This window comes from Brachybacterium sp. AOP3-A1-3 (assembly GCF_052378285.1).
Lineage (GTDB): Bacteria > Actinomycetota > Actinomycetes > Actinomycetales > Dermabacteraceae > Brachybacterium.
Genome location: NZ_JBQSXM010000009.1, coordinates 122,973 through 147,009, shown reverse-complemented (window position 1 = coordinate 147,009; position 24,037 = coordinate 122,973). Strand labels below are relative to the sequence as shown.

General features: G+C 70.6%; 22 protein-coding genes and 1 riboswitch. Of the genes, 7 read left to right on the top strand and 15 right to left on the bottom strand.

Going from position 1 to position 24,037, the window contains the following annotated elements; genetic code table 11:
* Positions 1-155 precede the first annotated feature (155 nt).
* Positions 156-272: riboswitch (SAM riboswitch) on the top strand.
* A 25-nt stretch (positions 273-297) separates the two neighbouring features.
* The gene (locus ACT3T5_RS13450; protein WP_444594577.1) at positions 298-1,422 is read left to right on the top strand and encodes a hypothetical protein; all 1,125 of its coding nucleotides are present in this window, start codon (positions 298-300) and stop codon (positions 1,420-1,422) included.
* 46 nt (positions 1,423-1,468) lie between these two features.
* Here ACT3T5_RS13450 and ACT3T5_RS13445 read toward each other — a convergent pair whose 3' ends face one another.
* Positions 1,469-1,936, bottom strand: coding sequence for a DUF3817 domain-containing protein (locus ACT3T5_RS13445; protein WP_444578410.1), 468 nt, complete (start codon positions 1,934-1,936; stop codon positions 1,469-1,471).
* A 116-nt stretch (positions 1,937-2,052) separates the two neighbouring features.
* On the opposite strand from ACT3T5_RS13445, the gene ACT3T5_RS13440 reads away from it, so the two are divergent.
* Positions 2,053-2,697, top strand: coding sequence for a GOLPH3/VPS74 family protein (locus ACT3T5_RS13440; RefSeq protein ID WP_444578409.1), 645 nt, complete (start codon positions 2,053-2,055; stop codon positions 2,695-2,697).
* 44 nt (positions 2,698-2,741) lie between these two features.
* On the opposite strand, the gene hrpB is transcribed toward ACT3T5_RS13440, so the two are convergent.
* Entirely contained in the window at positions 2,742-5,354 is a 2,613-nt protein-coding gene (hrpB, locus tag ACT3T5_RS13435; protein ID WP_444578408.1) for an ATP-dependent helicase HrpB, read from the bottom strand.
* 144 nt (positions 5,355-5,498) lie between these two features.
* Positions 5,499-6,083: a hypothetical protein gene (locus tag ACT3T5_RS13430; RefSeq protein ID WP_444594576.1), complete on the bottom strand. Its 585-nt coding sequence runs from the start codon at positions 6,081-6,083 to the stop codon at positions 5,499-5,501.
* A 153-nt stretch (positions 6,084-6,236) separates the two neighbouring features.
* On the opposite strand from ACT3T5_RS13430, the gene ACT3T5_RS13425 reads away from it, so the two are divergent.
* The gene (locus tag ACT3T5_RS13425; RefSeq protein ID WP_444594575.1) at positions 6,237-7,109 is read left to right on the top strand and encodes a type II toxin-antitoxin system HicA family toxin; all 873 of its coding nucleotides are present in this window, start codon (positions 6,237-6,239) and stop codon (positions 7,107-7,109) included.
* Between the two features lie 267 nt (positions 7,110-7,376).
* On the opposite strand, the gene ACT3T5_RS13420 is transcribed toward ACT3T5_RS13425, so the two are convergent.
* On the bottom strand, positions 7,377-8,060 hold the full coding sequence (locus ACT3T5_RS13420; protein WP_444594574.1) for a MerR family transcriptional regulator: 684 nt from the start codon (positions 8,058-8,060) through the stop codon (positions 7,377-7,379).
* A gap of 123 nt (positions 8,061-8,183) precedes the next feature.
* Here ACT3T5_RS13420 and ACT3T5_RS13415 point away from each other — a divergent pair, with 123 nt between their 5' ends.
* Positions 8,184-8,717, top strand: a complete 534-nt coding sequence (locus ACT3T5_RS13415) for a DUF2306 domain-containing protein (RefSeq protein ID WP_444594573.1) — start codon at positions 8,184-8,186, stop codon at positions 8,715-8,717.
* On the opposite strand, the gene ACT3T5_RS13410 is transcribed toward ACT3T5_RS13415, so the two are convergent.
* The 5 genes from ACT3T5_RS13410 to ACT3T5_RS13390 all read right to left on the bottom strand — a co-directional run bounded on the left by ACT3T5_RS13410 (position 8,663) and on the right by ACT3T5_RS13390 (position 12,141).
* Positions 8,663-9,289 (bottom strand): DUF4352 domain-containing protein, encoded by a 627-nt coding sequence (locus ACT3T5_RS13410; protein WP_444594572.1) that lies wholly within the window; start codon positions 9,287-9,289, stop codon positions 8,663-8,665. The genes ACT3T5_RS13415 and ACT3T5_RS13410 overlap by 55 nt on opposite strands.
* A gap of 152 nt (positions 9,290-9,441) precedes the next feature.
* Positions 9,442-10,134 carry a hypothetical protein gene (locus tag ACT3T5_RS13405; protein WP_444578398.1) on the bottom strand — a complete coding sequence of 231 codons (693 nt, stop codon included), beginning with the start codon at positions 10,132-10,134 and terminating at the stop codon, positions 9,442-9,444.
* Positions 10,127-10,297 carry a hypothetical protein gene (locus ACT3T5_RS13400; RefSeq protein WP_444594571.1) on the bottom strand — a complete coding sequence of 57 codons (171 nt, stop codon included), beginning with the start codon at positions 10,295-10,297 and terminating at the stop codon, positions 10,127-10,129. The genes ACT3T5_RS13405 and ACT3T5_RS13400 overlap by 8 nt, the downstream gene beginning before the upstream one ends.
* A gap of 99 nt (positions 10,298-10,396) precedes the next feature.
* Entirely contained in the window at positions 10,397-11,722 is a 1,326-nt protein-coding gene (locus ACT3T5_RS13395; protein ID WP_444594570.1) for an ISL3-like element ISPfr2 family transposase, read from the bottom strand.
* A gap of 107 nt (positions 11,723-11,829) precedes the next feature.
* A complete protein-coding gene (locus ACT3T5_RS13390; protein WP_444578393.1) occupies positions 11,830-12,141 on the bottom strand; it encodes a putative quinol monooxygenase in 312 nt (103 codons plus the stop codon).
* A 107-nt stretch (positions 12,142-12,248) separates the two neighbouring features.
* Here ACT3T5_RS13390 and ACT3T5_RS13385 point away from each other — a divergent pair, with 107 nt between their 5' ends.
* A complete protein-coding gene (locus tag ACT3T5_RS13385) occupies positions 12,249-13,190 on the top strand; it encodes a GlxA family transcriptional regulator (protein WP_444578391.1) in 942 nt (313 codons plus the stop codon).
* A gap of 378 nt (positions 13,191-13,568) precedes the next feature.
* On the opposite strand, the gene ACT3T5_RS13380 is transcribed toward ACT3T5_RS13385, so the two are convergent.
* Positions 13,569-14,003 (bottom strand): hypothetical protein, encoded by a 435-nt coding sequence (locus ACT3T5_RS13380; protein ID WP_444578389.1) that lies wholly within the window; start codon positions 14,001-14,003, stop codon positions 13,569-13,571.
* A gap of 292 nt (positions 14,004-14,295) precedes the next feature.
* Between ACT3T5_RS13380 and ACT3T5_RS13375 the strand changes: the two genes are divergently transcribed.
* Positions 14,296-16,089 carry a BCCT family transporter gene (locus ACT3T5_RS13375; RefSeq protein WP_444578388.1) on the top strand — a complete coding sequence of 598 codons (1,794 nt, stop codon included), beginning with the start codon at positions 14,296-14,298 and terminating at the stop codon, positions 16,087-16,089.
* An 84-nt stretch (positions 16,090-16,173) separates the two neighbouring features.
* Here the strand turns inward: ACT3T5_RS13375 and ACT3T5_RS13370 are convergent, their stop codons facing one another.
* The 3 genes from ACT3T5_RS13370 to ACT3T5_RS13360 all read right to left on the bottom strand — a co-directional run bounded on the left by ACT3T5_RS13370 (position 16,174) and on the right by ACT3T5_RS13360 (position 20,405).
* Complete coding sequence (locus tag ACT3T5_RS13370; protein ID WP_444594569.1) at positions 16,174-17,169, bottom strand: bile acid:sodium symporter family protein; 996 nt, start codon at positions 17,167-17,169, stop codon at positions 16,174-16,176.
* Positions 17,170-17,262: 93 nt separating this feature from the next.
* Entirely contained in the window at positions 17,263-18,759 is a 1,497-nt protein-coding gene (locus ACT3T5_RS13365) for a glutamate--cysteine ligase (RefSeq protein ID WP_444594568.1), read from the bottom strand.
* 122 nt (positions 18,760-18,881) lie between these two features.
* Positions 18,882-20,405, bottom strand: coding sequence for an OFA family MFS transporter (locus ACT3T5_RS13360; protein ID WP_444594567.1), 1,524 nt, complete (start codon positions 20,403-20,405; stop codon positions 18,882-18,884).
* A gap of 251 nt (positions 20,406-20,656) precedes the next feature.
* On the opposite strand from ACT3T5_RS13360, the gene ACT3T5_RS13355 reads away from it, so the two are divergent.
* Positions 20,657-21,556, top strand: a complete 900-nt coding sequence (locus ACT3T5_RS13355; protein WP_444594566.1) for a DUF817 domain-containing protein — start codon at positions 20,657-20,659, stop codon at positions 21,554-21,556.
* A gap of 49 nt (positions 21,557-21,605) precedes the next feature.
* On the opposite strand, the gene ACT3T5_RS13350 is transcribed toward ACT3T5_RS13355, so the two are convergent.
* Both ACT3T5_RS13350 and ACT3T5_RS13345 read right to left on the bottom strand, forming a co-directional pair.
* Complete coding sequence (locus tag ACT3T5_RS13350; RefSeq protein ID WP_444594565.1) at positions 21,606-22,958, bottom strand: MFS transporter; 1,353 nt, start codon at positions 22,956-22,958, stop codon at positions 21,606-21,608.
* 204 nt (positions 22,959-23,162) lie between these two features.
* Positions 23,163-23,861, bottom strand: coding sequence for a hypothetical protein (locus tag ACT3T5_RS13345; RefSeq protein ID WP_444594564.1), 699 nt, complete (start codon positions 23,859-23,861; stop codon positions 23,163-23,165).
* Positions 23,862-24,037: the final 176 nt, after the last annotated feature.

Genomic DNA, 24,037 nt, shown 5'->3' with positions numbered 1-24,037 from the left:
GGCGCCTCGTCGGGCCCTCGCCGGGACCCACGCCGGACCCTCCGTCCGGCCCTCGCCGGGACCCGCGCCGGGTGCTCCGCAAGGACCGACGCCGGGCCATGCGCGAGCTCCTCCGGTGGTTCGTCCGTCAGAGCCCTCCGCTACCGTCGCAGACGGGTCACGAGACGCGGCTGCACTCCTTCGACAGAGGCCGCGCGGCAACCGGAACCGAACCCGGTGCCCGTCGAGGAAGACCCGGCCGGAGAGCATCCGCTCGTCCGGTCAGGAGGCCCGTGAGGGCCCCGTCGGAAGGCAGCCATGGTCATGCACCACGAGGACGATCCCACCACTCTCGACACCACCCCCGCCACCACCTGGCGCGACCAGCTGATCGAGCTGGACCTGCCGGGCGTCGGCCCGATCACCGCCTGCGCGGACCCGCGACTGCTGCGCGATGACGCCGATGACGCCGATGACGACGCCGCGCACGTTGCGCACGCGGCCGGCGCGACGGGCGCCGCAGATGCCGCAGGCGCCGCGCACGCTGCCGACGAGATCGCCTTCCGCCGGAGGGAGCCCACGACCCCACCCTCGGGGGAGATAGTCCGCTCGACGCTGCAGGCCAGGCCTCCGCTCGAGCTCGAGCACACCTGGCTGGTGCTGCCGGCGCTCGGGCCCGTGCTGCCCACGCTCACCCCCGACGGCATGGTCGTCGCCGACGTCAGCGGACGCGAGAGCCCCTTCGAGGTACGAGTGCGGCCGATGGGAAGCCCGGCGCGGCCCAGCCCGGAGGGCGCGCTCGCCGGGGCCCCGGTGGAAGGGCGGCCGCGGCCGCCGCAGCCGTCCGCGCGCACCTGGTTCCGTCGGCCTGCGGTCGCGGGGGCTCTGCGTCGCCGGGGCGGGCCGGTGGCGCTCGGCGCTCTCGTGGGCACTCGCCGCGACTGGTTCGAGCCGGCCGCTGCCGCGCGGGAGGACCTGCTGGCCCCGCATCCGGACCAGGCGCTCGAACGGGCGCTGCTGATCGCGGTGGAGCACGGCCAGGTCGCCGTGCTGAGGATCGGACCGGCCGGACTGGACGTGATCCCCACCGGGTCGGACCCGAGGGTGCCGGCTCTAGAGGGGATGGAGCTTCAGGTCACGCGCCGTCCCGCGCAGTGCCCGCTGCACGGACGCGACGGGGAAGGGCCGTGCAGGCCCCATGGCGGTCCGTGGATCCGGGCTTCGCAGCAGGCGCAGGTGGAGTGGGAGGCGCGGCGGTCGCAGGCGCTCGCCGTGCAGGACTGCGGCGTGTGCTTCGGGGAGGCACTGCCGCCGGAGCCCGATCAGCCGCAGGTGCCGCGCCTGGCGCCTCGCACCGCGGTGGTGGAGATCAGCAGACTGCACCTGCGCGGAGGCGAGATGGTGCGGATCGACCCGATCGCCCCGCCGCGACGGAGACGCTGAGGGCGCTTCGGATCAGGGAAGGGTGCTCCGGATCAGGAGCGTCGGATCAGGAGAACCACTCGGTGGGCGGGCCCAGCGACAGCAGCACGGAGAACACGATCGCCACCACGACGATCGCGATCAGCGCGGCCGGGATCGGGCGACGCAGCGCGAGGGAGACGACCTTCTCCAGCCCGTTGCGTCCCTGCTCCGCACGCAGCCGCCAGGAGTCGCCGAGCAGTCCGCGGCGCATCGCCGAGCGCTCGAACGGGACCGTCATGTACGGGATGACCGCAGAGCCGATGCCGAGCACCACATCCCGCAGCCGCCAGCGCTGATCGATCGCGACCAGCACCGTCACCACGAGGTAGCAGAGGAAGGTGAAGCCGTGCAGACCGCCGCCGATGCGCACGAGCACATCGGTCACGTCCAGCACGTACTTCAGGAGCATCCCCACGATCAGCAGGGTCCAGGTGACCATCTCCGCGAAGGCGAGCACGCGATAGAGACGGGAGGGGGTGGAGAGCAGACGCATGGGTCCATGGTGCCAGGGTCGTCTGGGCCTTGCCCGAGGGGAGCTTGCCCGAGGGAGGGGCGGCCCTCGACGATCGGCGGATGCCTCCCCGGGGAGTCCACGGCCACACTGGAGCGATGACGACCTCGACGATCCCCGCAGAACTCTTCCTGCTGCTGACCAACGACGCCGGACGCCAGGACTCCACCCAGTTCCGCAAGCAGGCGCTCGCCGCGGCAGCCGTCGTCGAGCTCACGCTGCGGGAGAAGGTCTCTCTGGCGGAGGGACGGAACCCGCGGGTCGAGGTGGTCGACGCCGCGCCCACCGGCATCGCCGAGCTCGACCAGGCGCTCGGCGCGCTCGGCGAGCTCGACGGCAAGCGGATCAAGTCCGTGGTCGGCCACCGCCGGATGGACCTCACCGAGGTGGTCGGAGAGGTCTGGGTCGCTGCCGGGGCGATCGAGCGCAAGGACGGCTGGTTCCTGACGAGCTGGCCCACCCAGGACGCCTCGACCGAGGAGGAGCTGCGTGCCCGGCTCGTCACCGCGCTCAGCGATCCGGCACGCAGGAGCCTGCAGGACGCGATCCTGCTCGAGATGCTGCGCGCCCTGAAGATCGCCCACCGCATCCTCAAGAACGACATCCCGGGCATGAGCAGGCGAGAGCTCGACCGCTCGATCAAGGAGCTCCACGTCGACAGCCCGGCGACGGCGGCGGTCCGTCAGATCATCGACGACATGGCCGCGGTGGTCATCGCCACGCAGGGGGCGGCCGCCAGCTGAGGGTCAGCACGTAGAACGGTCGACGGTGAGCGCATGGACGGATGCTATGCGCGCCCCATCGCGCGTTTCGTGCGGGAGGTGGCCGGGGCGGTCCAGGGGTCCTCGGGCCAGGGATGCTTGGGATAGCGGCCACGCATCTGCTTGCGCACGTCCTGGTACGGGCCGTCCCAGAAGGACCGCAGATCATCGGTGATCGCGAGCGGCTGCCGGGCGGGGGAGAGCAGGTGGAACAGCACCGGCACCCGGCCGCGCACCAGGCGGGGGGTCTCGGCGAACCCGAACAGCTCCTGCAGCTTCACCGCGACCACGGGGCGGCCGTCCTCGGCATCCGGCTCCGGATAGTCGATGCGTGCGCTCGACCCGGAGGGCACCGCGAGCCGCTGGGGTGCCAGGGCATCGAGCTCGGAGGCCTCGGGCCAGGGCAGCAGGTGACGCAGCCCGCCGGTCACGTCGACCGCGGACAGCTGGGTGGTGCGGGCGGAGAGCTGCGGTGCCAGCCATGTCTCCAGGGTGTCGAGCAGGGAGGCCTCGTCCATCGCGGGCCACGGGTCCCCGAGCTCGCGGCGCACCAGGGCCAGGCGGGCCCGCAGCGATCGGGCCGCGTCGTTCGCCGACAGCGCGTCCAGCCCGTGGGATCGCACATGGGCGAGGACCGCGGGCACGGTGTCCTGCTTCGTGGCACGCACCGGCGTGGAGGACAGCTCGATCGCGCCGAGCGTGCGCCGCTCCCGCGCGCGCACCGTTCCGTTCTCCAGCACGGCCGTGCGCTCGTCGGCCAGCAGCTCCGCCCCGGCGAGGAAGGCATCCTCCTCGGACAGCGGGGCGGCGGTGCGGATCACGGCGCCGGTGCCGTCGGCCGCACGACCGTCGGCCCGCTGCACCTCCCAGACCGCGAGCCAGTCCGCTCCCAGGAGTCCGCTGCTCTCCGGGAGAGCGGCCCGGGTGCCCGAGGCGAGCAGATAGGAGCGCGAGCCGTCGGTCGTGCGTCGGGCGATGCGTTCGGGGCGGGCCAGGGCGAGGATCGCGCCTGCCTGCTCGGCGGCGTCGGGGGAGGTCACGCGCTTCGTCCCGGCAGCTGAGCCGCCGGCGGCGTCGTGGGCGATGCGGGCCAGGCGGTCCCGCTCCCGGGCCCAGCGTTCCGTGCCGGGCGCGCGTCCGGCACGGAGATCCTGCAGCAGGCGGGGCAGATCGGCGCCGACGGGGCGGTGGTCGTCGGAGACGGCGGCGACGACCTCCGCCGCTCGGCGGGCGCTGTCGCGGCCGGGCAGTCCGTGGGCGCCGTCGACGAGGGCGCGGGCCTCGCGCACCCCGATCGGCATGCGCGCCACGCGGGTCCCGGATTCGGTGGGCAGGCCGGCGTCGTCGACCAGGGACAGGGCGCGCAGGGTCCGGTCGGCGGCGGTGATCTCGGCACGGGGCGGAGGCGTGAGCAGGGCCAGCCCCTCGCCCCGCGGAGTTCCCCAGCACGCGAGCCACAGGGCGGCATCGGTGAGGTCAGCGCTCGTGATGTCCGGGGCCGACTGCGCGGGCATCCCGGCGAGGTCCGACGGCGCGAACACCCGCACCGCCCGGCCGGGGCCCTGACGCGCGGCGCGGCCGGCCCGCTGATCCGCCGCGGCGCGCGAGGCGCTGACCGTGACCAGGCCCGACATGTCCCGGCCACGATCCCGGCGCACCTCGCGGGACAGGCCCGCATCGACCACCAGGTGCACGCCCGGCACGGTCAGCGAGCTCTCCGCGATCGAGGTCGACACCACGATCCGCGGGCTCTCCCCGGGGCGGCGCCCGCCGGTGGCCCGGTCCTGCTGCGCGGCGGGGAGACGGCCGTGGAGGGCGAGCACCTCGACGTCCCGCCCCTCGGTTCCCTCGCGGCCTCCGGCTCCGCCGCGGACCTCGCCGCCCACCAGCCCCTGCAGGCGGGAGACGACCTCGTCGACCTCGCGGGCACCGGGCACGAACACCAGGGCATCGCAGCCCGCCTCCCGCTGGGCACGGGCCGCGGTGCGGGCGAGATGGTCGAGGTACTCACGGGTGATGCCGCGCGCGTCCAGGCGCGGGGCGGGGGAGGGCGCGTAGTCCACCGTGAGCGGATGCAGCGCGCTGGGCACGTCCACGACCGGTGCACCGTCGAGCAGGGTGGAGACTGCGCCGGCGTCGAGGGTCGCGGACATCGCCCCGACCAGCAGGTCCTCGCGCAGCTGCCGCACCTCGGCGAGCATCCCCAGCAGCAGGTCCGTCTCCAGGGAGCGCTCGTGGACCTCGTCGAGCACCACAGCGGAGACTCCGGGCAGGTCGGGGTCGGCGAGCAGACGGCGCAGCAGCACCCCGGGGGTGATCATCTCCAGGCGGGTCGAGCGGCCCACCTGGCGCTGCCCGCGCACCGTGAAGCCGACCGGCCCGCCCAGCTCGGTGCCGTCCAGGCTCGCGACCCGGCGGGCGGCTGCGCGCACGGCGACGCGCCGTGGCTGCGTGACCAGGGTGAGGCCCTCGGCGAGGTTCGCGACCAGGGGTGGGACGAGGGTCGTCTTCCCGGTGCCGGGCGGCGCCGTGACCACCATCGCCCCGGTGCGTGCGGCCGCCTCGAGCTCCGCGCGGGCCGCCGCGACGGGGAGGCCGGCCCCGATGGCATCGAGGTCGAAGCGGTGCGGGGAGGTCATCGTCCCATCATGCCGTGCCGCGAGGAACGGGATGACCCGGCCGCGCTCACCTCGTCGTGCACCTCCTGGGCTCTGCGAGCTCAGGTGAGGGCGACCCCAGGTGGTGGCGACTCCAGGTGAGGGCGACGTCAGGTGGCGGCGACCTCAGTCGATGAGGTCGAACTCGACCTGGTCGGTGTCCTGGCAGACGCTCGTCACGGAGATGGTCCACCCCTCGAGGGTGGCTGTCTCTCCGAGGGTGATGTCCTCGATCGGGCGGGGCTTCCCGTCTCCGATGGTCGCGGTGAGCTGGGCGGTGTCGCCCGAGATGCCCGTGGCCTCGATGGAGAGGGTCTCGCCGTCCCGCTCGGGGAGGTCAGGGGATGCGCTGCCGCCGTCCACCTCGACGAAGTAGGCGCCTTCGCCGGAGCAGGGATCCGGCGGCGCGAAGCCGTCCGGAGCGGGCGTCACCGAGAACGGCTCCCGGGGCACGGTGGCCGAGGACTTCCCGCCCCCGTCGGAGCTGCCCGTGACCACGACGTCCTCACCGCCGTCGTCGGACCCGTCGCTCGATTCCGAGCCGCCTGCCTCCGACGAGCCGCCCGCGTCGGAGGCCTCGGGCGCGGCGGGGGCGTCGCCCTGATCGGAGTCGCCGGCGTCGCTGCAGCCTGCCGCGAGCAGTGTGATCGCGAACAGAGCCCCCGCGAGACGAGCACGGGACGGACGACGAGTGGTGGCGCTGATGGGCACGCAGGACCTCACAGATGGAGCGATACGGACGGCGTCCAAGGTACTGGACGCCCCCGGCACGTGACACCATCGGGGACGACCGCAGGACAGCCGGACGACGGGCCGCGGACGCGGACGCGGCTGACGGCACGACGAGGACGGGCAGGGGGAGCGATGGGTTCGACGAAGAAACGACCGCGCGCCCGCCGGCCACGTGCGGAGACGCAGCAGACCACTCGGCCCGAGACGTCGACCCCGTCGGCCCCCGCCCCACCGACGCCCCGCCTCCTGGGCGGACGCACCGATCCCGCGCGCTCGGTGCGTCCCGTCGACTGGACCGCCACCGGGCGGCGCCCGTCGGCCCCCGAACCGTCCCCCGGCTCGTCCGGACCGGCCGGGAGATCCGGGACCCCGGCGCCGCAGGAGTCCCCGTCCGACGTCCTGCCCCGCCGTCGCACCCGGCGCCTCGATCCGCCCCGGTCGCCCGTGTCCCCACCGCCGGACGCCGTGCACACCCTCGCCCCCGAGGATCCCCGTCCGCTGCCGCGGCCGTTGCGGGTCCGGGAGGAGGAGATCCGCACCGTGGGGGTCGCGAGCCTGACCACCGCACAGATCGTGGAGGTCGTCGCCGATCCGGAGGACGCGTGGACGGCGGACGCTGGCGCGAGCGACCACTTCCAGCGCGGCGCTCTCGTGGTGCAGGTGCGACGTGCGGACAACGCGGTGATCGGTGCCTTCTCCACGCGGTACGCGCTCTCGGTGCGACCCGACGACTACGAGCCGGCCCTCGACATCGCCGAGGATGCCGCCGGACCGAGCGCCCGCGGAGGGAAGGGGACCCGGCACCCCACCTCGCGCCGGGAGCTGCTGCGCCGGATGGAATCGGCGGGTTTCGTCGTCACTGCCGGTTCGACCCACGGACGGGTGACGCATCCGGATCATCCCGGTCTGCTGGTGCCCTTCGCCTCGACGCCCTCGGATCGTCGCTTCACCCGGCACGCCGTGGCACAGATCCGTCGCGTGTTCGGGATCGATCTGCGGCACTGAGCGGCGCTGATCTCAACGGACGGCGAGTCCGTGCGCAGTGCTGTGGATCGCAGGACGACGGACCAGGGCCGGCGGGTGAGGCGGGGCCGGCAGGCGACCGGCCCGGACAGGAAAGTGCCCCGGCTCGTCCCCACGAGCCGGGGCCATCCCTTTCCCCCGCGTCCCGGATATATGGAGTTCCGCTTCCTCCTCAGTCGGCGGTTCCTCCGGTGACGCGTTGAGACGAGTACACACGCCCTCCCGGAAAAAGCTCTGCGCTGGCGCTGGTCATTCGCTGGGAATCGCGCTGGCCTGCACACTCAGCGACGTGTGCCCGAGGGCACGCAGCACCTGGGCCAATCGGTCGAACGCGATGGTGCCGGCCACCGAGCGCAGCACGACGACGTCGTCCGACGGGGCGGTGCCCAGCTCCGCACCCTCCTGGAGATACTCCAGATCCCCGCGCGCGATCTCCGCCATCGGTTCCGCATAACGCTGCAGGGTGTCCGGGTCCGCGGGCATCTCCCAACCCACCAGGGCGTGCAGCAGATCATCCAGCGCACGACGCGGCACGGAGTCGATGTCCGGCCAGCCCAATCGGTCCAGGAGCGTCCGGACCGAGGGATGCTCCGACCTCCCCGACCCGGATCCGTCGCCCTCCAGGTCCTCGGTGCCCGGATCGGCGGTGTCCGGAGCCGCGCCCAGCGCGATCGCCTGAGCTTCCTCGAGCGCCCGGATCACCGGTACCTCAGGATCATCGAGCAGCTGGGTGAGTCTGCGGATCCTCGCGATCGGAGCGTTCGCCATCTCCCGCAGGACCTGGATCAGCTGGAGCCGCTCGAGGTGCGCCGGCCCGTACTCCTGCCGGGTGGCGGTGAGGCGCTCGCCGGCAGGCAGCAGCCCTTCGCGACGGTAGTACTTGATCGAGGCCGCGCTGCACCCGCTCGCGTCCGACAGCTCCTGCAGCAGCATCCGGGCCTCCTCTCCTGCGTCTGTGCGTCTGTGCTTCCGGACGCTTCTGTCACTCTGGATAGTGCGACGACCAGCGACTATCTTGATGGCGCCGTCGTGGATAGTCACACTATCGTGCATGCCATGGAACCCTTCACGCCGGTCATCATCGTGCACGCCATCGCGGCTCTGTACGTGCTCCTGCTGGGACCGCTGCAGATCCTTCGACGGCGGCGCGACGGGGCCCACCGGCTGCTCGGCACGACCTGGGTGGCGGCGATGCTGGTGGTGTGCACCTCGAGCTTCGGCATCATGCCGGACGGCTTCTCCTGGCTGCACGGACTGTCGACCTGGACGCTGCTGTGCATGGTGCTCGCGATCGTCGCGATCCGACGGGGCAGCGTTCCCACCCACCGCGCGTTCATGGTCGGTTCGTACCTCGGTACGCTCACGGCCTTCGCCTTCGCGGCACTGGTGCCCACGCGGCTGATCCCGCAGCTGCTGCGCAGCGAACCGCTGGTGGCCGGGGTGACGGTGCTCGCGGTGGCCGTGACGATCGCGGTCTTCGCGACGCTCGTGATCCGTGCCGTGCCCCGGCCCGAGGGCCGCGGTGTGACGGACGATCAGGAGAGCGGGAGCCTGACGACTTCGCCGCCGGTGCCGACGGGATCGGAGTAGCTCACCGCTTCCAGCACGGTGTCCTCGCTGACGTCGACGTAGACGTTGGCCTTGGCCGTCTCGCCGGGGGCGATCTGCGGGCCGCTGGTGGTGAAGGACCCGTAGCGCAGCTCGTACGTCGAGCCGTCGTCGCCGTGGAAGAGGAAGTTGTCGAGATCCAGCCCGATCGTCTCCGTGCCCTGGTTCTCGATGGTGACGGTGGTGCCCACGAACTTCCCGTTCTTCGAGGTCAGCGTCTCGCCGTCGGCGTCGAGCGTGGTCCCCTCGCCGGTGTCCGACACCGACAGGGTCACCAGCGCGCCGTCGGTGGGACCTGCGGTGGGCTCATCTGTCGGCTCCTCGGTCGTCTCCGACGTGGGCTCGTCGGTCGGATCCTCGGAGGGATCGTCGGTCGGCTCCTGGGTGGAGGTCGGAGGCGGATCGTTCGGCTCCTGGGTCAGGAGATAGATCCCGGCTCCACCGGCGACGAGCACGAGCACCGCGAGGAGTGCGCAGCCGCAGCCGAGGGCGATGAACAGCGGTGAGCGGTTCCTCCGCGACGGCGTGCTCGGGATGCCATAGGGGTTGTTCATGCTGATGACCTCCGGGTCGGGAGCACGCTGAGGTGCGTCGTCGGAAGCGGGCTCCTGCGCCGCCTGCTCAGCCACCGTACGGGGCGGCCGTCGCGGGGTGCGATGGGGAGAACTGCCCGGTGGCAGGCGGGTCGGAGAGGTCGCGAACCGGGTCAGGGGCCAGGTCGAGGGGGCCGGTCCGTGCTCATGCCGGGGATCTGCGCCTGGGCGTCGAAGGAGCCGCCCGACAGGGCCACGATGCCGAACTGCTCCGACCAGCGGGCCAGGCGCGAAGGGCACCCTTCGCGTTCGAGACCGCTCCGGATCTGCCCGGCGATCTGCACGGCGTCCCGCGATCCGAACAGCACGATGCCGTTCCCGGGAGCCGGTGGCCGTGGCGCCGGGGAGAGTCTCCTGCCCCGGCGCGGCCCCAGGAAGGTCACCGCGAGGTCAGCGCCTCCGGTGAAGTGCCAATTCGCCCAGATCGGGGCGTAGAGGCCCCCGCGCACCGTGTCGATCCCGGAGAACACCCTGAGGGTGGTGGGGTCGAGCTCGGTGTATCGCATCGGTCGGCGCCGGCCCAGGACGGAGCGGCCGACGACGAGACCCCTCTCGTGCAGGTCCAGGTAGGCGGACCACTGCACCGCGCACACGAAGCCGGTGACGAAAAGGTAGAGCACGGCCACCATGAGGAGGGTGTCGATCCCTCTGCTGTCGCCGAGCAGCACGCTCCCGAGGGCCATGAGGACGAGGACGGTGGGGAGGCAGCCCAGGTAGGGGAACGCATGCGAGAGGTGGACCGACGGTCGACAGCGCCGAATCCGAGGGCCGAGAGTGGAGCACTCGTCCGCGGAGTACTCAGTCATCCTGCGAAGGCCTCCAGTCGCGGTCCATGCCGGGGATCTGCTGCACGGCCCGGTAGTGAGGTCCTTCCACGCGCTCGATCCCGAAGCGCTGTGACCAGCGTGCCAGGTGCGGCGGGCAGCCTCCTCGCTCGAGGCCCGCGCGGATCTGCTCGGCGATCTCCACGGCGTCCCGCGAGCCGAACAGCACGATGCCCTTGGCGATCGCCGGGCGGCGAGCCTGTGGACCCGGCTCTGACTCGGGGTGCGGGCCCAGGAATGTGGCTCATCCCAATCGGGGGTGTAGGAGTTGGGGTCCGAAGCCGCCGGTCTCGAGCAGGCTTCGGGCGATGTAGTTGGTCAGGTTGCGGAACCCGAGTGCGGAGCCGCGCAGGTGTTCGAGCCGTCCGTTGAGTGCCTCGGTCGGCCCGTTGCTGGTGCCGGGTCGTTCGAAGTAGGCGAGCACGTCGGCGGCTCGCTTCTTCAGGGTCCGGCCCAGGGTGGTGAGCTCGGTGAGCACCTTGGGGACGCCGGCGCTGAGGTCGGTGATCAGCTTCTCCATGAGCTCGCCGCCACGTTGCCGGTCCTCGTGGCGATAGGCGGCGATCATCCGCTGGTAGACACCCCAGGTCGCCTCGACCTCGACGTGAGCGTCATCAACGAACAGCGCGCGTAGCCTGTCGCTCTGCTTGTCGGTGAGCAGGTCCGAGCCGGTGTGCAGCGTGCGCCGCGACTTGTAGAGCGGATCGTCCCTGAACCCACGGTGCCCGTGGATCGCGAGTTGGACCCGGCGCCGGCACCTGTCGAGGGCGTCACCGGCCAGGCGCACGACGTGGAAGGGATCCATCACCGTGACCGCGTCCGGGATCTCCTCCGCAGCGGCGGTCTTGAACCCGGTGAAGCCGTCCATCGCGACCACCTCGACCGCGTCACGGAAGGCGTCGTCGCGGTCGGCGAGCCAGGTTTTGAACGCCGCCTTCGACCGGCCCTCGACCATGTCCAGCAGCCTTGCTGGGCCGGCGCCATCGCGGACCGGGGTGAGGTCGATGATCACGGTGACGTACTTGTCGCCACGCCTGGTGTGGCACCAGACGTGCTCATCGACGCCAATCACCTTCACGCCCTCGAACCGCTTGGGGTCGTTGATCAGCAGCCGCTTGCCTTCGGCCAGGACCGCGTTGTTGGCGGTGTCCCACGCGACCCCGAGTCCCTCGGCGACACGGGCGACGGTGAGGTGTGCGACCACGATCCCTTCCAGCGCCCACCGCAGCCCGGTGCGCGAGAGCTTCGCGCGTGGCTCCGCCGCGGCGCTGGTGTCTTGGCGCCACACGTGTCCGCAGTCTGCACAGCGGTAGCGGCGCACTACAACTTCCAGCACGGTCGGTCGCCAGCCCAGCGGCTCGTGGGCCAACCGCCGGATCACGGTGTCACGAGCGGCGCCTTCGCTGCCGCACCGTCGGCACCACTGATCTGGTTCCACCACGCGGCACGCGAGGACCGCACGATCCGGTTCAAGTCGTTGCCCGATCACGCTCAGACCGAGGCCGTCGAGTCGAGCGAAGGCGGTCAGGTCAGGGCGGCCGAAGCCGGCCGGCGGGGTAGCGTCGGGCACGTCGAGGTCTTTCCGATGGATGGCGTAGGAACCTCCATCGTCGGGAGACCTCGACGTCTATCTGCGGACCGACTCGGCGGGGCGCGATCGTCTCGTGCGTTGGCGGACTACGGGAGCTTGGACGCGAGGACGTCGGCCGCCAGGATCTCGGGTGCTGCGCTGAGAAGGTGCTGGTTGGCCATCAGGGCTGCGACGATGGCGCCGTTGGCGTGGGCGTCGCGAGCGGCTTCGTCGGGGAATGCATCGAAGATCCAGAAGGTGTCGGCGTGGGTCCTGACCGCGAACCAGACAATCGTTCCTACTTCTTCGTTGGCGAGTGCGACAGCGCCGGCGAGCAGATCTGCGACCGCGTCGTGCTGTCCATCGGCCGCGACGATCTTGGCGACGAAGGCATACGGAAGTGATGAGGGTGTGGACATGAGGGACTCTCCTTGACGTCGGGGTTCTTCGTGGGACGAGTTCAGCGTATGACGAGCGAGGGCCGGTGGGGAGTGGCGTATACGGCAGTATTGCTATTGTTTACGTCATGCGTATCGGACTGATCGCGATCGACGGCTGCTTCGGTTCGGCTATCGCGTCGATCATCGACATCGTGCGGGTGGCCGACGGAGCCCGCGGCGATGTCGACCCGCGGATCGACCCGATCGAACTCGCCATCCTCGGACCGAAACGGCGAGTGACCACGACGGCATCGATGACCCTGTCGGTGGACCACCCGCTGCCGGAGTCCGGAGAGTTCGACGTGGTCGTCGTCCCTGCGCTTGGAACCCTTACGGCCGCCGCTACCAACGATGCCCTCCAGAGCCGAGATGCTCGTTCGGTCATCGCCTCGCTCGGGCGCCTCGACGAGGCGACCACCCGGATCGCCGCGGCGTGCACCGGCGTGTTCGCTGTCGCCGAGACCGGACGGATGCATCATCGGCGGGCGACGACCAGCTGGTTCCTGGGGCCGGAGTTCCTGAAGCGCTATCCGACCGTCGCCCTCGATCTCGACACCATGGTCGTGGTCGACGGGAACCTCGTCACCGCCGGCGCCGCGTTCGCCCACATCGACCTCGCGCTCTCACTCGTGCGATCGATCAGCCCCGACCTGGCCCAACATGTCGCCAAGCTCCTCATCATCGACGAGCGCCCGTCGCAGGCGGCCTTCGTCGCCTACGAACATCTCCGGCACGAGGACCCGATCGTCGTCGAGTTCGAACGCTTCGTGCGCGCCCGCCTGGACGAACCGTTCAACGTCGCCTTCGTCGCGCAGTCGCTCGGCACCAGCCGGCGCACCCTCGAACGACGAGTCCGTGCGGCGCTCAACCTCACTCCGCTCGGCTTCGTCCAACGGCTTCGCATCGAACGAGCTCGACACCTCTCAGCAACCACGGACCTCACCTCCGCCGAGATCGCGCTACGGGTCGGCTACGCGAACGCCGAGACTCTGCGCTCCCTCCTGCGTAGGGAGCGACGCCGTTCCTGACCTATCGCCATGCCTGTAGCCGGTGTGCTAGTGCTCGACTGGAACCACCTCTCAGCACGTCGCGTCGACGCTCCTGCGTCGCCCCTGGACTACCTACTCGACACGCCCGCAGCACAGGCCGTGTGACGTGTCCTGGCTTCCCGGACGGTCGGGGTTGGGTGGCTGTGATGTCGCTGCGTTCTCGTCGAGGGGGTCAGCAGACCCGATCAGGGTCGATTGGGATGAGCCGCGAAGGCGGTTAGGTCAGGGCGGCCGAAGCCGGCCGGCGGGGTAGCGTCGGGCACGTCGAGGTCTTTCGGATGGATGGCGTAGGAACCTCCATCGTCGGGAGACCTCGACGTCTATCTGCGGACCGACGCGCCCGGCCGACCTACACCTTCATCTGGGAAGAGCCAGGAATGTCACCGCGAGATCCGCTCCGCCGGTGAAGTGCCAGTTCGGCCAGATCTGGGCACGGTAGGGCCCGCGCACGTTGTCGATCTTGGAGAACACCCGGATCGTGGTGGGCTCGATCTCGGAGTACCACATCGGCCGCACCTTCCCGATGACGGAGCGCCCCACGACGAGACCGTTCTCGTGCAGGTCCAGGTAGGCGGACCAGTGGAACGTCGCCACCGCCGCCATGATCGGAGGGAAGACGACCAGCAGCAGCACACCGAATCCCGCCATGTCCCCGCTCGAACTCAGCAGGCCGGCGAGGACGCAGACGGCCCCGAAGGAGGGTCCGCATCCCAGCAGCGGTATGGCATGCGAGAGGTGGATCGAGGGCCGATAGCGCCGGATCCGAGGGCCGAAGGCGTATGCAGGGTGCATCTGCTCAGCGGTCCCCGCCGCGAGCCGGAGGAAAGTGCTGGGGTGCGGGCATCGTCAGGCCTCCTGGGCTCGGTCCGGGGCGGAGCTGGATCCTCCGCCATGGTCGCGAGGACAGTCAACACGGAGCCCTGACCCGGCGAGATGGGGAGTTTCCCCCCGTGCGGGGAATCCGCGCCCGGACGTCGGTGTGACGTGCCAGACTGTCCGAAAGTTCCACCGCTCGAGATGACGCGCCGCCGTGGGGTGCACGCCGCGCGCCACGCCGCGTGACGACGACGAGGAGTCGAGAACGATGTTGAATCGATTGCATGACGCGCTGCACCTGCGCACATCGCCGGTGATCTTCTTCGGATCGGCGGCGATCATCATCGCCTTCGTGATCGGGACGATCGCCTTCACCGATCCGCTGAACGCTGCGGTGTCCGTGGCTTCGGACTGGCTGCTGACGAACCTCGGCTGGTTCTACATCCTCGGCGTGACGATGTTCCTCGCGTTCCTGATCTTCATCGCCGTGGGCCGCTTCGGCCGCGTGAAGCTCGGCCCCGACGAGGAGCCGCCGGAGCATTCCGGTGCCGCGTGGTTCGCCATGCTGTTCGCCGCCGGTATCGGCTCGATCCTCATGTTCTGGGGAGTCGCCGAACCGATCAGCCACTTCGGTGATCCTCCGCGCGGCGCCTCGCTCGGCATCGAGGCCGGCTCCGTAGCAGCCGCCAAAGACGCCATGAACTACACGTATTACCACTTCACGCTGCACACCTGGACGATCTTCACACTGCCTGCGCTGTGCTTCGCGTACTTCATCCACAAGCGCAACCTGCCCCCGCGCGTGAGCTCGATCTTCCAGCCGATCCTCGGTGAGGGCATTCACGGCCCGATCGGCAAGATCATCGACATCGTCGCGATCGTCGGCACCGTGTTCGGCATCGCCGTCTCCATCGGCCTGGGCACCCTGCAGATCAACGGTGGCCTCAACGAGCTGTTCGGCATGCCGGAGACCTCCGGCTGGCAGCTCATCATCATCGCCGTGGTCTGCGGCCTGGCCCTGATCTCCGTCTCGCTCGGGCTCGACAAGGGCATCAAGATCCTGTCGAACGTCAATATCGTCGCCGCCGTTCTGCTGCTGCTGTTCGTGCTGTTCGCCGGGGGTTCCACGCTGTTCGTCCTCAAGGGCACCTTCGAGTCCTTCGGCAGCTATATCGTGAACCTGCCCGAACTGGCCCTGTGGAACGACACCTTCGCGAACACCGGCTGGCAGAACACCTGGACGGTCTTCTACTGGGCGTGGACCATCACCTGGTCGCCGTTCGTGGGCATCTTCATCGCCCGCATCTCCAAGGGCCGCACCATCCGCCAGTTCGTCTCCGGCGTGCTCGCCGTCCCGTCCGCCTTCTCGGTGGTCTGGTTCGGGATCTTCGGCTTCTCGGCCTTCGACATCGAGCTCAACGGTGAGGGCGGCCTGGTCGACACGGTGGTCGGTGACGGGGACATACCCGGTGCCCTGTTCGCCTTCCTCAGCTACTACCCGGCGGCGTTCTTCGTATCCGTCGTCGCCATCATCCTGGTGATCGTCTTCTTCGTGACCTCGGTGGACTCCGCCGCACTGGTCACGGACTCCATGGCCAACGGCCACGAGGACTACAACCCGCTGGGCCAGCGCATCTTCTGGGGCCTGGCGATCGGACTGATCACCGCGACGCTGCTGGTGTTCTCGGGCTCCAACGGTCTCGAGGCGCTCCAGTCCACGATCATCCTCGTCGGCCTGCCGTTCTTCATCATGGGCTTCTTCCAGATGTATGCGCTGTACAGAGCCTTGCAGGAGGATGCCGGCGAGCTGCCGAAGATGCGCACCAGGAACTGGAAGCAGGTGCTGCCCCCGGAGGAGTACGAGCGTCGCGAAGGGGACGAGGAGTACGACACCGACGAGGTGGTGGTCGAACCCGAGGCGGTGGACGAGGTCCCCGTCATGCGCGATCCCTACGAGGACGGCGACGAGGCCGACGGCGGCACGGGTCGAGGGAGCCTGCCGGCCCGTACGGGAAGCGCCCGTGCGGATATCCCGGGTGACGGCCCTCCGCGTTCCCGCTGACCTCTACCGACGAGGCCCGGTACCCCGCAGCAGCGGGGCACCGGGCCTCGTCGGTGCCGTCCGGAGACGGCGGAGTGGTGGAGGTCAGACGGCATCCACCGGATGCTTGTCGGCGCTGCGCCGGTAGTACACCGCCAGCATGGCGCCGGAGAGGTTGTGCCAGATCGAGAAGATCGCGCCGGGCAGGGCCGCCGCGGGGCTGAAGGCGCTCGCCGCGAGCGTCGCGGCCAGACCGGAGTTCTGCATGCCCACCTCGATCGAGGTGGTGCGGGCGGCGCGCTCGCCCTGTCGGAGCAGGCGCGCGAGCCAGTAGCCGGCGAGGTAGCCGATCCCGTTGTGCAGCACCACGGCGAGCAGCACCAGGGCGCCGGCGGAGACGATCGCCTCGGTGGAGCCGCTGACCACGGCCACGACCACGAGCGAGATGCCCGCGACGCTGACCCAGGGCAGGGCAGGCATGATGCGGTCCACGAGCGACCCCAGCAGCAGACGGATCACGATGCCGGCGATCACGGGCACCAGCACCATCTTCACGATCGACATCGCCATGTCACCGGCGGCGATCGGCAGGTACGAGCCGGCCAGCCACAGGGTGAGCAGCGGGGTGAAGATCGGTGCGAGCAGCGTCGAGATGGAGGTCATCGTGACCGACAGGGCGGTATCTGCCTTGGAGAGGTACGTGATGACGTTCGAGCTGGTCCCGCCCGGGGCGCAGCCCACCAGGATCACGCCGACGGCGAGCTCGGGCGGGAGCTGCAGGAGCACCGAGACGCCCAGGCCCACCAGCGGCATGATCACGAACTGGGCGACGACGCCGATCAGCACCGGCAGGGGGCGGCGCGCCACGAGACCGAAGTCGGGGATCGTGAGGGTCAGCCCCATCGCGAACATGATGACGCCGAGGAAGATGCTCGTGAACGGCGCGATCGACTGGCCGGCCGCGGGCACGAAGAAGGCGAAGGCGGCCGCGGCGAGGATCAGGGCAGGGAAGACGGTCACCGCGATGCGCGCGGAGCGGTCCTCCCTCGACAGCTTCGCGGTGCGGTGCGGGGAGGTGGTGTTCGGGGCGGGGGTGGTCATGCCGGAAGAGTACGACCGCATCCGCGATACGAGACGGCCGTCTCAACCTTCGGAAGTCACCGGGCGGACCTCACCCAGCGTCGCTCGCAGACCTCAGCGCCGCTGGCGCGCCGGCACCGGCCAGTCATGCACCGGCTTCCCGGAGTCCACGCCCTCCCGGTACAGCCGCGTCATCTCCGCGAGCGCCTCGGAGCGACTGGCGCCGCGCAGCTCGAGGGACGTGACGGTGTCGATCTGCCAGCGTGCGCCGTTGCGTCCGGTGCGGGTGCGCTCGCTGAGGAGGTTCCCGTAGTGATCGGCGACGTCCGCATCGGCCCCGAGCTCCTTCAGCCCGTCCATGGCCTGCGGGATCAGCTGCTCGCGTAGCAGATCGGCCACGCGCACCCGACCCACCTTCGGCCAGCGCACCCGGGCCTCGAGACCCCAGCGGGCGCACTGCTGGAAGGACTCGTCGGCCTGCTCGAAGCTCATCCGCGACCACAGCGGGCGCCGCTCGTGCACCAGCGAGTGGAGGATCCCGTAGAAGAAGGCGGCGTTGGCGGCCATATCCGCGGCCGTCGGCCCCGCCGGCAGGATCCGGTTCTCCAGGCGCAGGTGCGGGACGTCGGTGCCGGGATCGTAGATCGGACGGTTCCAGCGCCACACCGTGCCGTTGTGGAGCATCAGCTCGTGCAGCCGCGGGGAGGCACCCTCGGTGAGCAGCGGCTCCTCGGCCATGTCCCGCGACTCCGGGATCAGCGCCGGGAACAGCCGCACGTTCTCCTCGAAGAGGTCGAACATCGAGGTGATCCAGCGCTCGCCGAACCACACCCGCGGCCGCACGCCCTGGGTGGCGAGCTCGGGCGGGCGGGTGTCCAGCGCCTGCACGAACGTGGGGATGCGGGTCTCGTGCCACAGCCGCTTGCCCAGCAGGAACGGCGAGTTCGCGGCGAGGGCCACCTGCGGACCGGCGATCGCCTGCGCGGCGTTCCAGGCGGCCGCGAACTGCTCGGGCGGGACCTGGAGATGCAGCTGCATCGACGTGCAGGCCGATTCCGGGGCGATCGAGTCGAAGCTGGTGTCCAGCCCCCGGCCCTCGCCGTCGATGCGGAGGTTGATCTCCTCGCCGCGGGCCACCATGACCGAGTTCTCGAGCGCCTCGTAGCGGGCTCCCGGCGCCCGCCACTCGTCGTCCGTGAACAGCTCCTCGGTGATGGTGGGGAGGTGGCCGATCGGGATCACCCGGGCGCCGTGGCGCTGCGCGGCCGCGTCGGCGCGCTCCATCTTCTCGCCCAGCTCGGTCTCCAGATCGCGCAGGCCGGCGCCGGTGGGATGGGACACCGGAAGGTTCGCCTCGAGATTGAAGCGGCCGATCTCGTGGACGAAGTCCTCGTCGTCCAGATCCTCCAGGATCGTGTCCACCAGCAGCGCGGGCGCCATCCCGTCGGACTCGGCGAGGTTCATCTCCAGCTCGACGCCGACGGTCCCTTCGTCGACGAACTCCGCCGTGTCCAGGAAGGTCTCGAACAGGTCGAGGTTCCGACGCAGCTCCCGGCGATAGCGGGTGCGCTGGGAACGGGTGTACTCCGTGGTGCCGATCTCGCGTCCCATGGTGACCTCCGGGTGGTGACGGGGCAGGTCCGGCAATACAAGCACGCCGCAGGGCCTGCCGGGTACCACGAGCCGTGGCGCGGAACGAGTGGTCGGGACGCGGACCCCTCGGCCTCCCGGGATCAGGCGGTGAACAGCGCCACGGCGCGGATCGCGGTCTCGACCAGGCCGTAGGCGAGAGCGGCGACCACGAGCACGGCGAGCACTCCGGCGGCCGCCGTGTGGCTCGCCCCGGCCTTCGCGTGCGCCTCGGCGCCGCCGTTGCCGCTGATCGCCTCATGGGCGCCCGCGCGGTCGGCCTCCTTCTTCTGCGCGACCACGGCCTCGTCCTCGAAGTGCGAGGGCTTGACCGCGCGGATCAGCAGGTTCGCGACGAAGCCGACGGCGAGGATGCCCGCCATCAGCCACATCGAGAGCTTGTACAGGTCCATGCCGGAGTGACCGGCGGCGGCCTGCGACTCGACGATGCTGTTGACCAGCAGCGGTCCGGCGATGCCGGCGGCCGCCCAGGCCGTGAGCAGCCGGCCGTGGATGGCGCCGACCTGGTACACGCCGAACAGGTCCCTCAGGTAGGCGGGGACCGTGGAGAAGCCGCCGCCGTAGAAGGAGATGATCACGAGCGCCGAGAGCACGAAGACCGCGAGCGACGCGGAGCCGACGGTCGCGATGACCACGTACAGGATGGCGCCGATGCTGAGGTACAGCGCGTAGTTGAGCTTGCGACCCAGGTAGTCCGAGGTCGTGGACCACACGAAGCGTCCGGCCATGTTCGCCAGGGACAGCAGGCCCACGAAGCCGGCTGCCGCGGCGGCGGCGATGCCGAAGCCGTCCGAGACCATCGGGGCGGCGTTCTCGAGGATGCCGATGCCGGCCGTCACGTTGGTGAACAGCACGATCCACAGCAGCCAGAACTGCGGGGTGCGGATGGCCTGCTTCGCCGAGACCGAGCCCGTTGTCTGCGCCGCCTTCGAGGTGGCGCTGCGGGGGTCGAAGCCCTTCGGCGCCCAGTCCGGGTGGGGCAGGCGGATCACATAGGCGCCCAGCGCGATCGCCAGCAGGTAGCAGCCGGCGAGCGTGAGGAAGGTGGGGGTGAGCCCCGCGACCAGGTGCGAGGGATCCACGCCGCCGCCGAACAGCGCCATCAGCTTGTTCGAGGCCGGGCTGGCGATGAGCGCGCCGCCGCCGAAGCCCATGATCGCGAGGCCGGTGGAGAGCCCGGGGCGGTCGGGGAACCACTTCATGAGGGTGGAGACCGGGGCGATGTAGCCGATGCCCAGGCCGATGCCGCCGATCACGCCGTAGCCGAGATACACCAGCCACAGCTGTCCGGTCGCGATGCCGACCGCCGAGACGAGGAAGCCGAGCACCCAGAAGCTGCCGGCGGCGACCATCGCCATCTGCGGCCCCACCCGCTCCACCCAGGTGCCGGCGATCGCCGAGGAGATGCCGAGCATGGCGATGGCGAGGGAGAAGATCCAGCCGACGGCGACCTCGCCGACGCCGAAGTGACTCTGGAACGGGGTCTTGAACACGCTGAACGCGTAGACCTGGCCGATGCACAGGTGGATCGCGAGCGCCGCCGGCGGGATGAGCCAGCGGTTGAAGCTCGCCGGCGCGATGATCGCGCTGCGGTCGAGGACGGACATGGGGCCTCCGGGGAGAGAAAGGGGAGAGCGTCTCCGATGACGCCCACCGGGAGAGGATATGGGTGCTCTCGGCTCCGTCCCAAGCGCTTGGCGGTGGTGTTGCCCGGTCCCAAGCGCTTGGCGGTGGTGTTGCCCGGCGAACCCGAGGAGCGCCTGCCGCGCAGCGACGTCCCGGCTCGCGCACAACTCCTCTCCAGGTCCGCCCCGATCTCTGCGCCGACGACGGCTCGGGCGTGAATAGGGTCGTGACCATGAGTCGTGACGGCGAGCAGCCCCGCAGCGCAGCGGGCCGGGCGTTCGCCCCGCTCGAGGAACGGCTGGATGCGTGGGCGCACCGGCGGTCGCGGGCGCTCGCGGTCGACGCGGGCCCGTGGCGCCGGGGTCTGCTCGAATTCGCCGTGTTCACCGCGAAGCAGGCGTGGGCCTGTGTGTTCGGTGCTGCGATGCTCGTGCTCCTGGTGCTGGCGCGCCTGGTCTACCCCGATGACGCCCTGCTGGTGCGCAGCGACGCCCTCGTGCTCGCCGCCGTCGCCGTGCAGGCGCTGATGCTCGCCCTCCGCCTCGAGGGCGGCCGGGAGCTGTGGGTGATCGTCATGTTCCACGTCGTCGGCACGGCCATGGAGGTCTTCAAGACGCACATGGGCTCCTGGGCCTATGAGACCGACGGGCTGCTGCGGATCGGGGGAGTGCCGCTGTACACGGGGTTCATGTACGCCGCCGTCGGCTCCTACATGGTGCGCGTGTTCCGCCTGTTCGACCTGCGCTTCACCCGCTACCCGCCGATCTGGGCGACCGCGCTGGTGGCGGCCGCGATCTACGCGAACTTCTTCACCCACCACTACCTGCCGGACGTGCGCTGGGTGCTGGTGGGGGCCGTCGTGCTGCTGTATGCGCGCTGCGTGATGAGCTTCCGCAACCAGCGCACCGGGCCGCGTCGTCGCATGCCGATCCTGCTCGCCTTCGTGGGTGTCGCGTTCTTCCTGTGGGTCGCGGAGAACGTGGGCACCTGGGCCGGTGCGTGGATCTACCCGCACCAGGCCGCCCAGTGGCACCTGGTGCCGCCCACGAAGTTCGTGGCCTGGCTGCTGCTGATGATGATCTCGGTGGTGCTGGTGACCTTCGTGCACCGGCCGCGGCCGCCGACGGAGTGAATCGGCCAACGGGGTCGGCACCAATGGGACTCGTCTGCTCGCCTGCTCGTCAGCTCGACGAGCCGCCGGTCTCCCCGTCGGCCGGCACGGTGGGTCGGCGTCGGCCCTCGCGGCGCGCGGCCACGGCCGCGGCGAGCGTCACCGCGGAGAGCGCCACGAGCACGATCCCGGGATGCCACCAGGCCTGCGCCGTCCACAGGCCGAGCGCCGAGGTGGCCAGCGGGACCACGCCGCCCACCGTGGCGGCCACCGCATAGGCGAAGGACAGTGCCGAATAGCTGAAGCGTCCCGGGAACAGGTCGCTCATCAGCCCGCCGAGCGCCGCCCACGACATGGTGGGCAGGATCCCGCCCACCACCATCAGCGTCACCAGCCCGCCGAAGCTCGCCGACTGCAGCAGGAAGTACAGCGGGAAGGCGATCAGGGCCGTGCCCAGGGCGCCGGCGCCCACCACCAGGGCGGAGCTGGTGCGCGCCGCGAGCGCCCCGAACAGGGGGATCGTGAGCAGCTGCAGGAGCGCGCCGATGGTCGCGGCGCTGAGCAGCTGCAGGGGCGGGTAGCCGAGCACCACCGAGCCGTAGTTCATCGTGTACGTGTTCATCAGCGCGTACGAGCCGATGCCCAGCTGGGCGGCGCCGATCGCGATCAGCAGCGCCCACGGGCGAGTGCGGAACATCGTGAGCACCGGTCGGCGAGCGCGGTCCCCGGTCTGCGCCAGGCGGGCGAAGACCGGGGTCTCGTCGATCGCGCGGCGCAGGTACAGCGAGACCAGCAGCAGCGGCAGCGCGAGGAAGAACGGCACCCGCCAGCCCCAGTCCGCCATGGCCTGCTCGGGCAGCGTCAGCGTGAGCACGATGAACACCGCGGCCGAGAGGATCGAGCCGACGGGCGAGCCCAGCTGCGGGATCGCCGCATAGAACGCCCGCTTCAGGGGGTGGGCATGCTCGGTGGCCAGCAGCACGGACCCTCCCCATTCGCCGCCGAGCGAGATCCCCTGCACCAGGCGCAGCACCACCAGCCCGATCGCCCCCAGCCATCCGGCCTGCGCATAGGTGGGCAGCATGCCGATCAGCGCGGTCGCCACGCCCATCAGGCCCACGGTCCACAGCAGCGTGGTGCGTCGGCCCAGCCGGTCGCCCATGTGCCCGAACACGAGCGCGCCGACCGGGCGGATCACGAACGAGACGGCGATGGTGCTGAAGGACGCGAGCGAGGCACCGGCCGCGCCGAGGGGTTCGAAGAACAGCGGGCCGACGAAGAACGCGGAGAAATACGCGAAGAGGTAGAAGTCGAACTGCTCGAGCGAGGTGCCGACCATGGAGGCCCAGGCGACCCGCCGGGGTGTGCGGGTGCTCGCAGGCAGGGCCGGCTGAGGCGCCGGAGCCGTGGTCGAGGGGGTCATGGAGGGCTCGCTTCCTGGGGATCCCGATGCGTTGCTGCGGTGCCGTGCGGCAGCGCCGACGCGGTGCTGGCAGGGCGCTGACCAGCGTAAGCAGATCCGGCGGTGAGGGGGTGGTGCGAGCGAGGGGCGTCACACGGCCCAGCTGGCCGGCAGGCTCGGTGGATCAGCAGGCTCGGTGAGCCGGCGGGCGGTGGGCCGGGCGGATCAGTCCCCGGGGGCGGGGCTCCCGCTGCCGGGGAGCTTGAGGATGCGCGTCGTGCCGTCCTCGAGGGAGAGCACGGCCGTCATGGAATGGTCCAGCTCGTGCTCGTCCTCTGTGGGCCACCAGGCGCCGAACCAGCCGTTCGAGAGGGTCGCCTCGGTGTCGCCAGCCGCCGTCTGCAGCGTCACGGCGGTCACCAGGTCGCCGACCTCCCCGGCGACGACATGCTGCGACGAGGTCTCCGGAGCGTCCACCGCAGTCGGATCCGTCTGCAGCAGCGCATCGCTGCGCACCATCGCACCGTCCACCGGGATCGTGGCGGCCTCGTCGTAGGGAGTGGCGATGGTGATCGCCGTCCACTCGTCGTCGATCTGTGTGGCCAGGCAGGTCAGGGTGTCGCTGTTCTCGTCCGTGCGAACGCTCAGGGTGACGAGGCCGCGCTGCTCGCCGACGAGCTCGGTCGTCGGCTGCCCGCCTGCTGGTGGCTCGGGCGGCGCGGTGCAGGGGCTGAGCGACATGCTCGCCGCGGTCCGCTTCCCGGGGCTCGCCGTCCAGCCCTCGGCGGCGGTAGCGGGAGTGCGGACGGCCAGCACGCAGACCGTGATCACGAGAACGGTGACGACGACGGCGGCCAGGATCAGCAGCGCCCTCAGGGTGCGAGGGGAGGAGGCTCCGGCCGCAGTGGTGTCATCGCTGGACATGGAGGGATTCTGCCACGGGCGGTCGAGCTGAGGAAGGGGCGTGACGGCGACGAGGCGACGACAGTTAAAGTCACCTCCACAGTGACCCCGGTCACACGATCGCGTCACATCGTGCACTTCTGGTCATGGTGAGCCTAATGTCTCGTCACCAGTAAAGGTGCTCGCGACTTTAACAG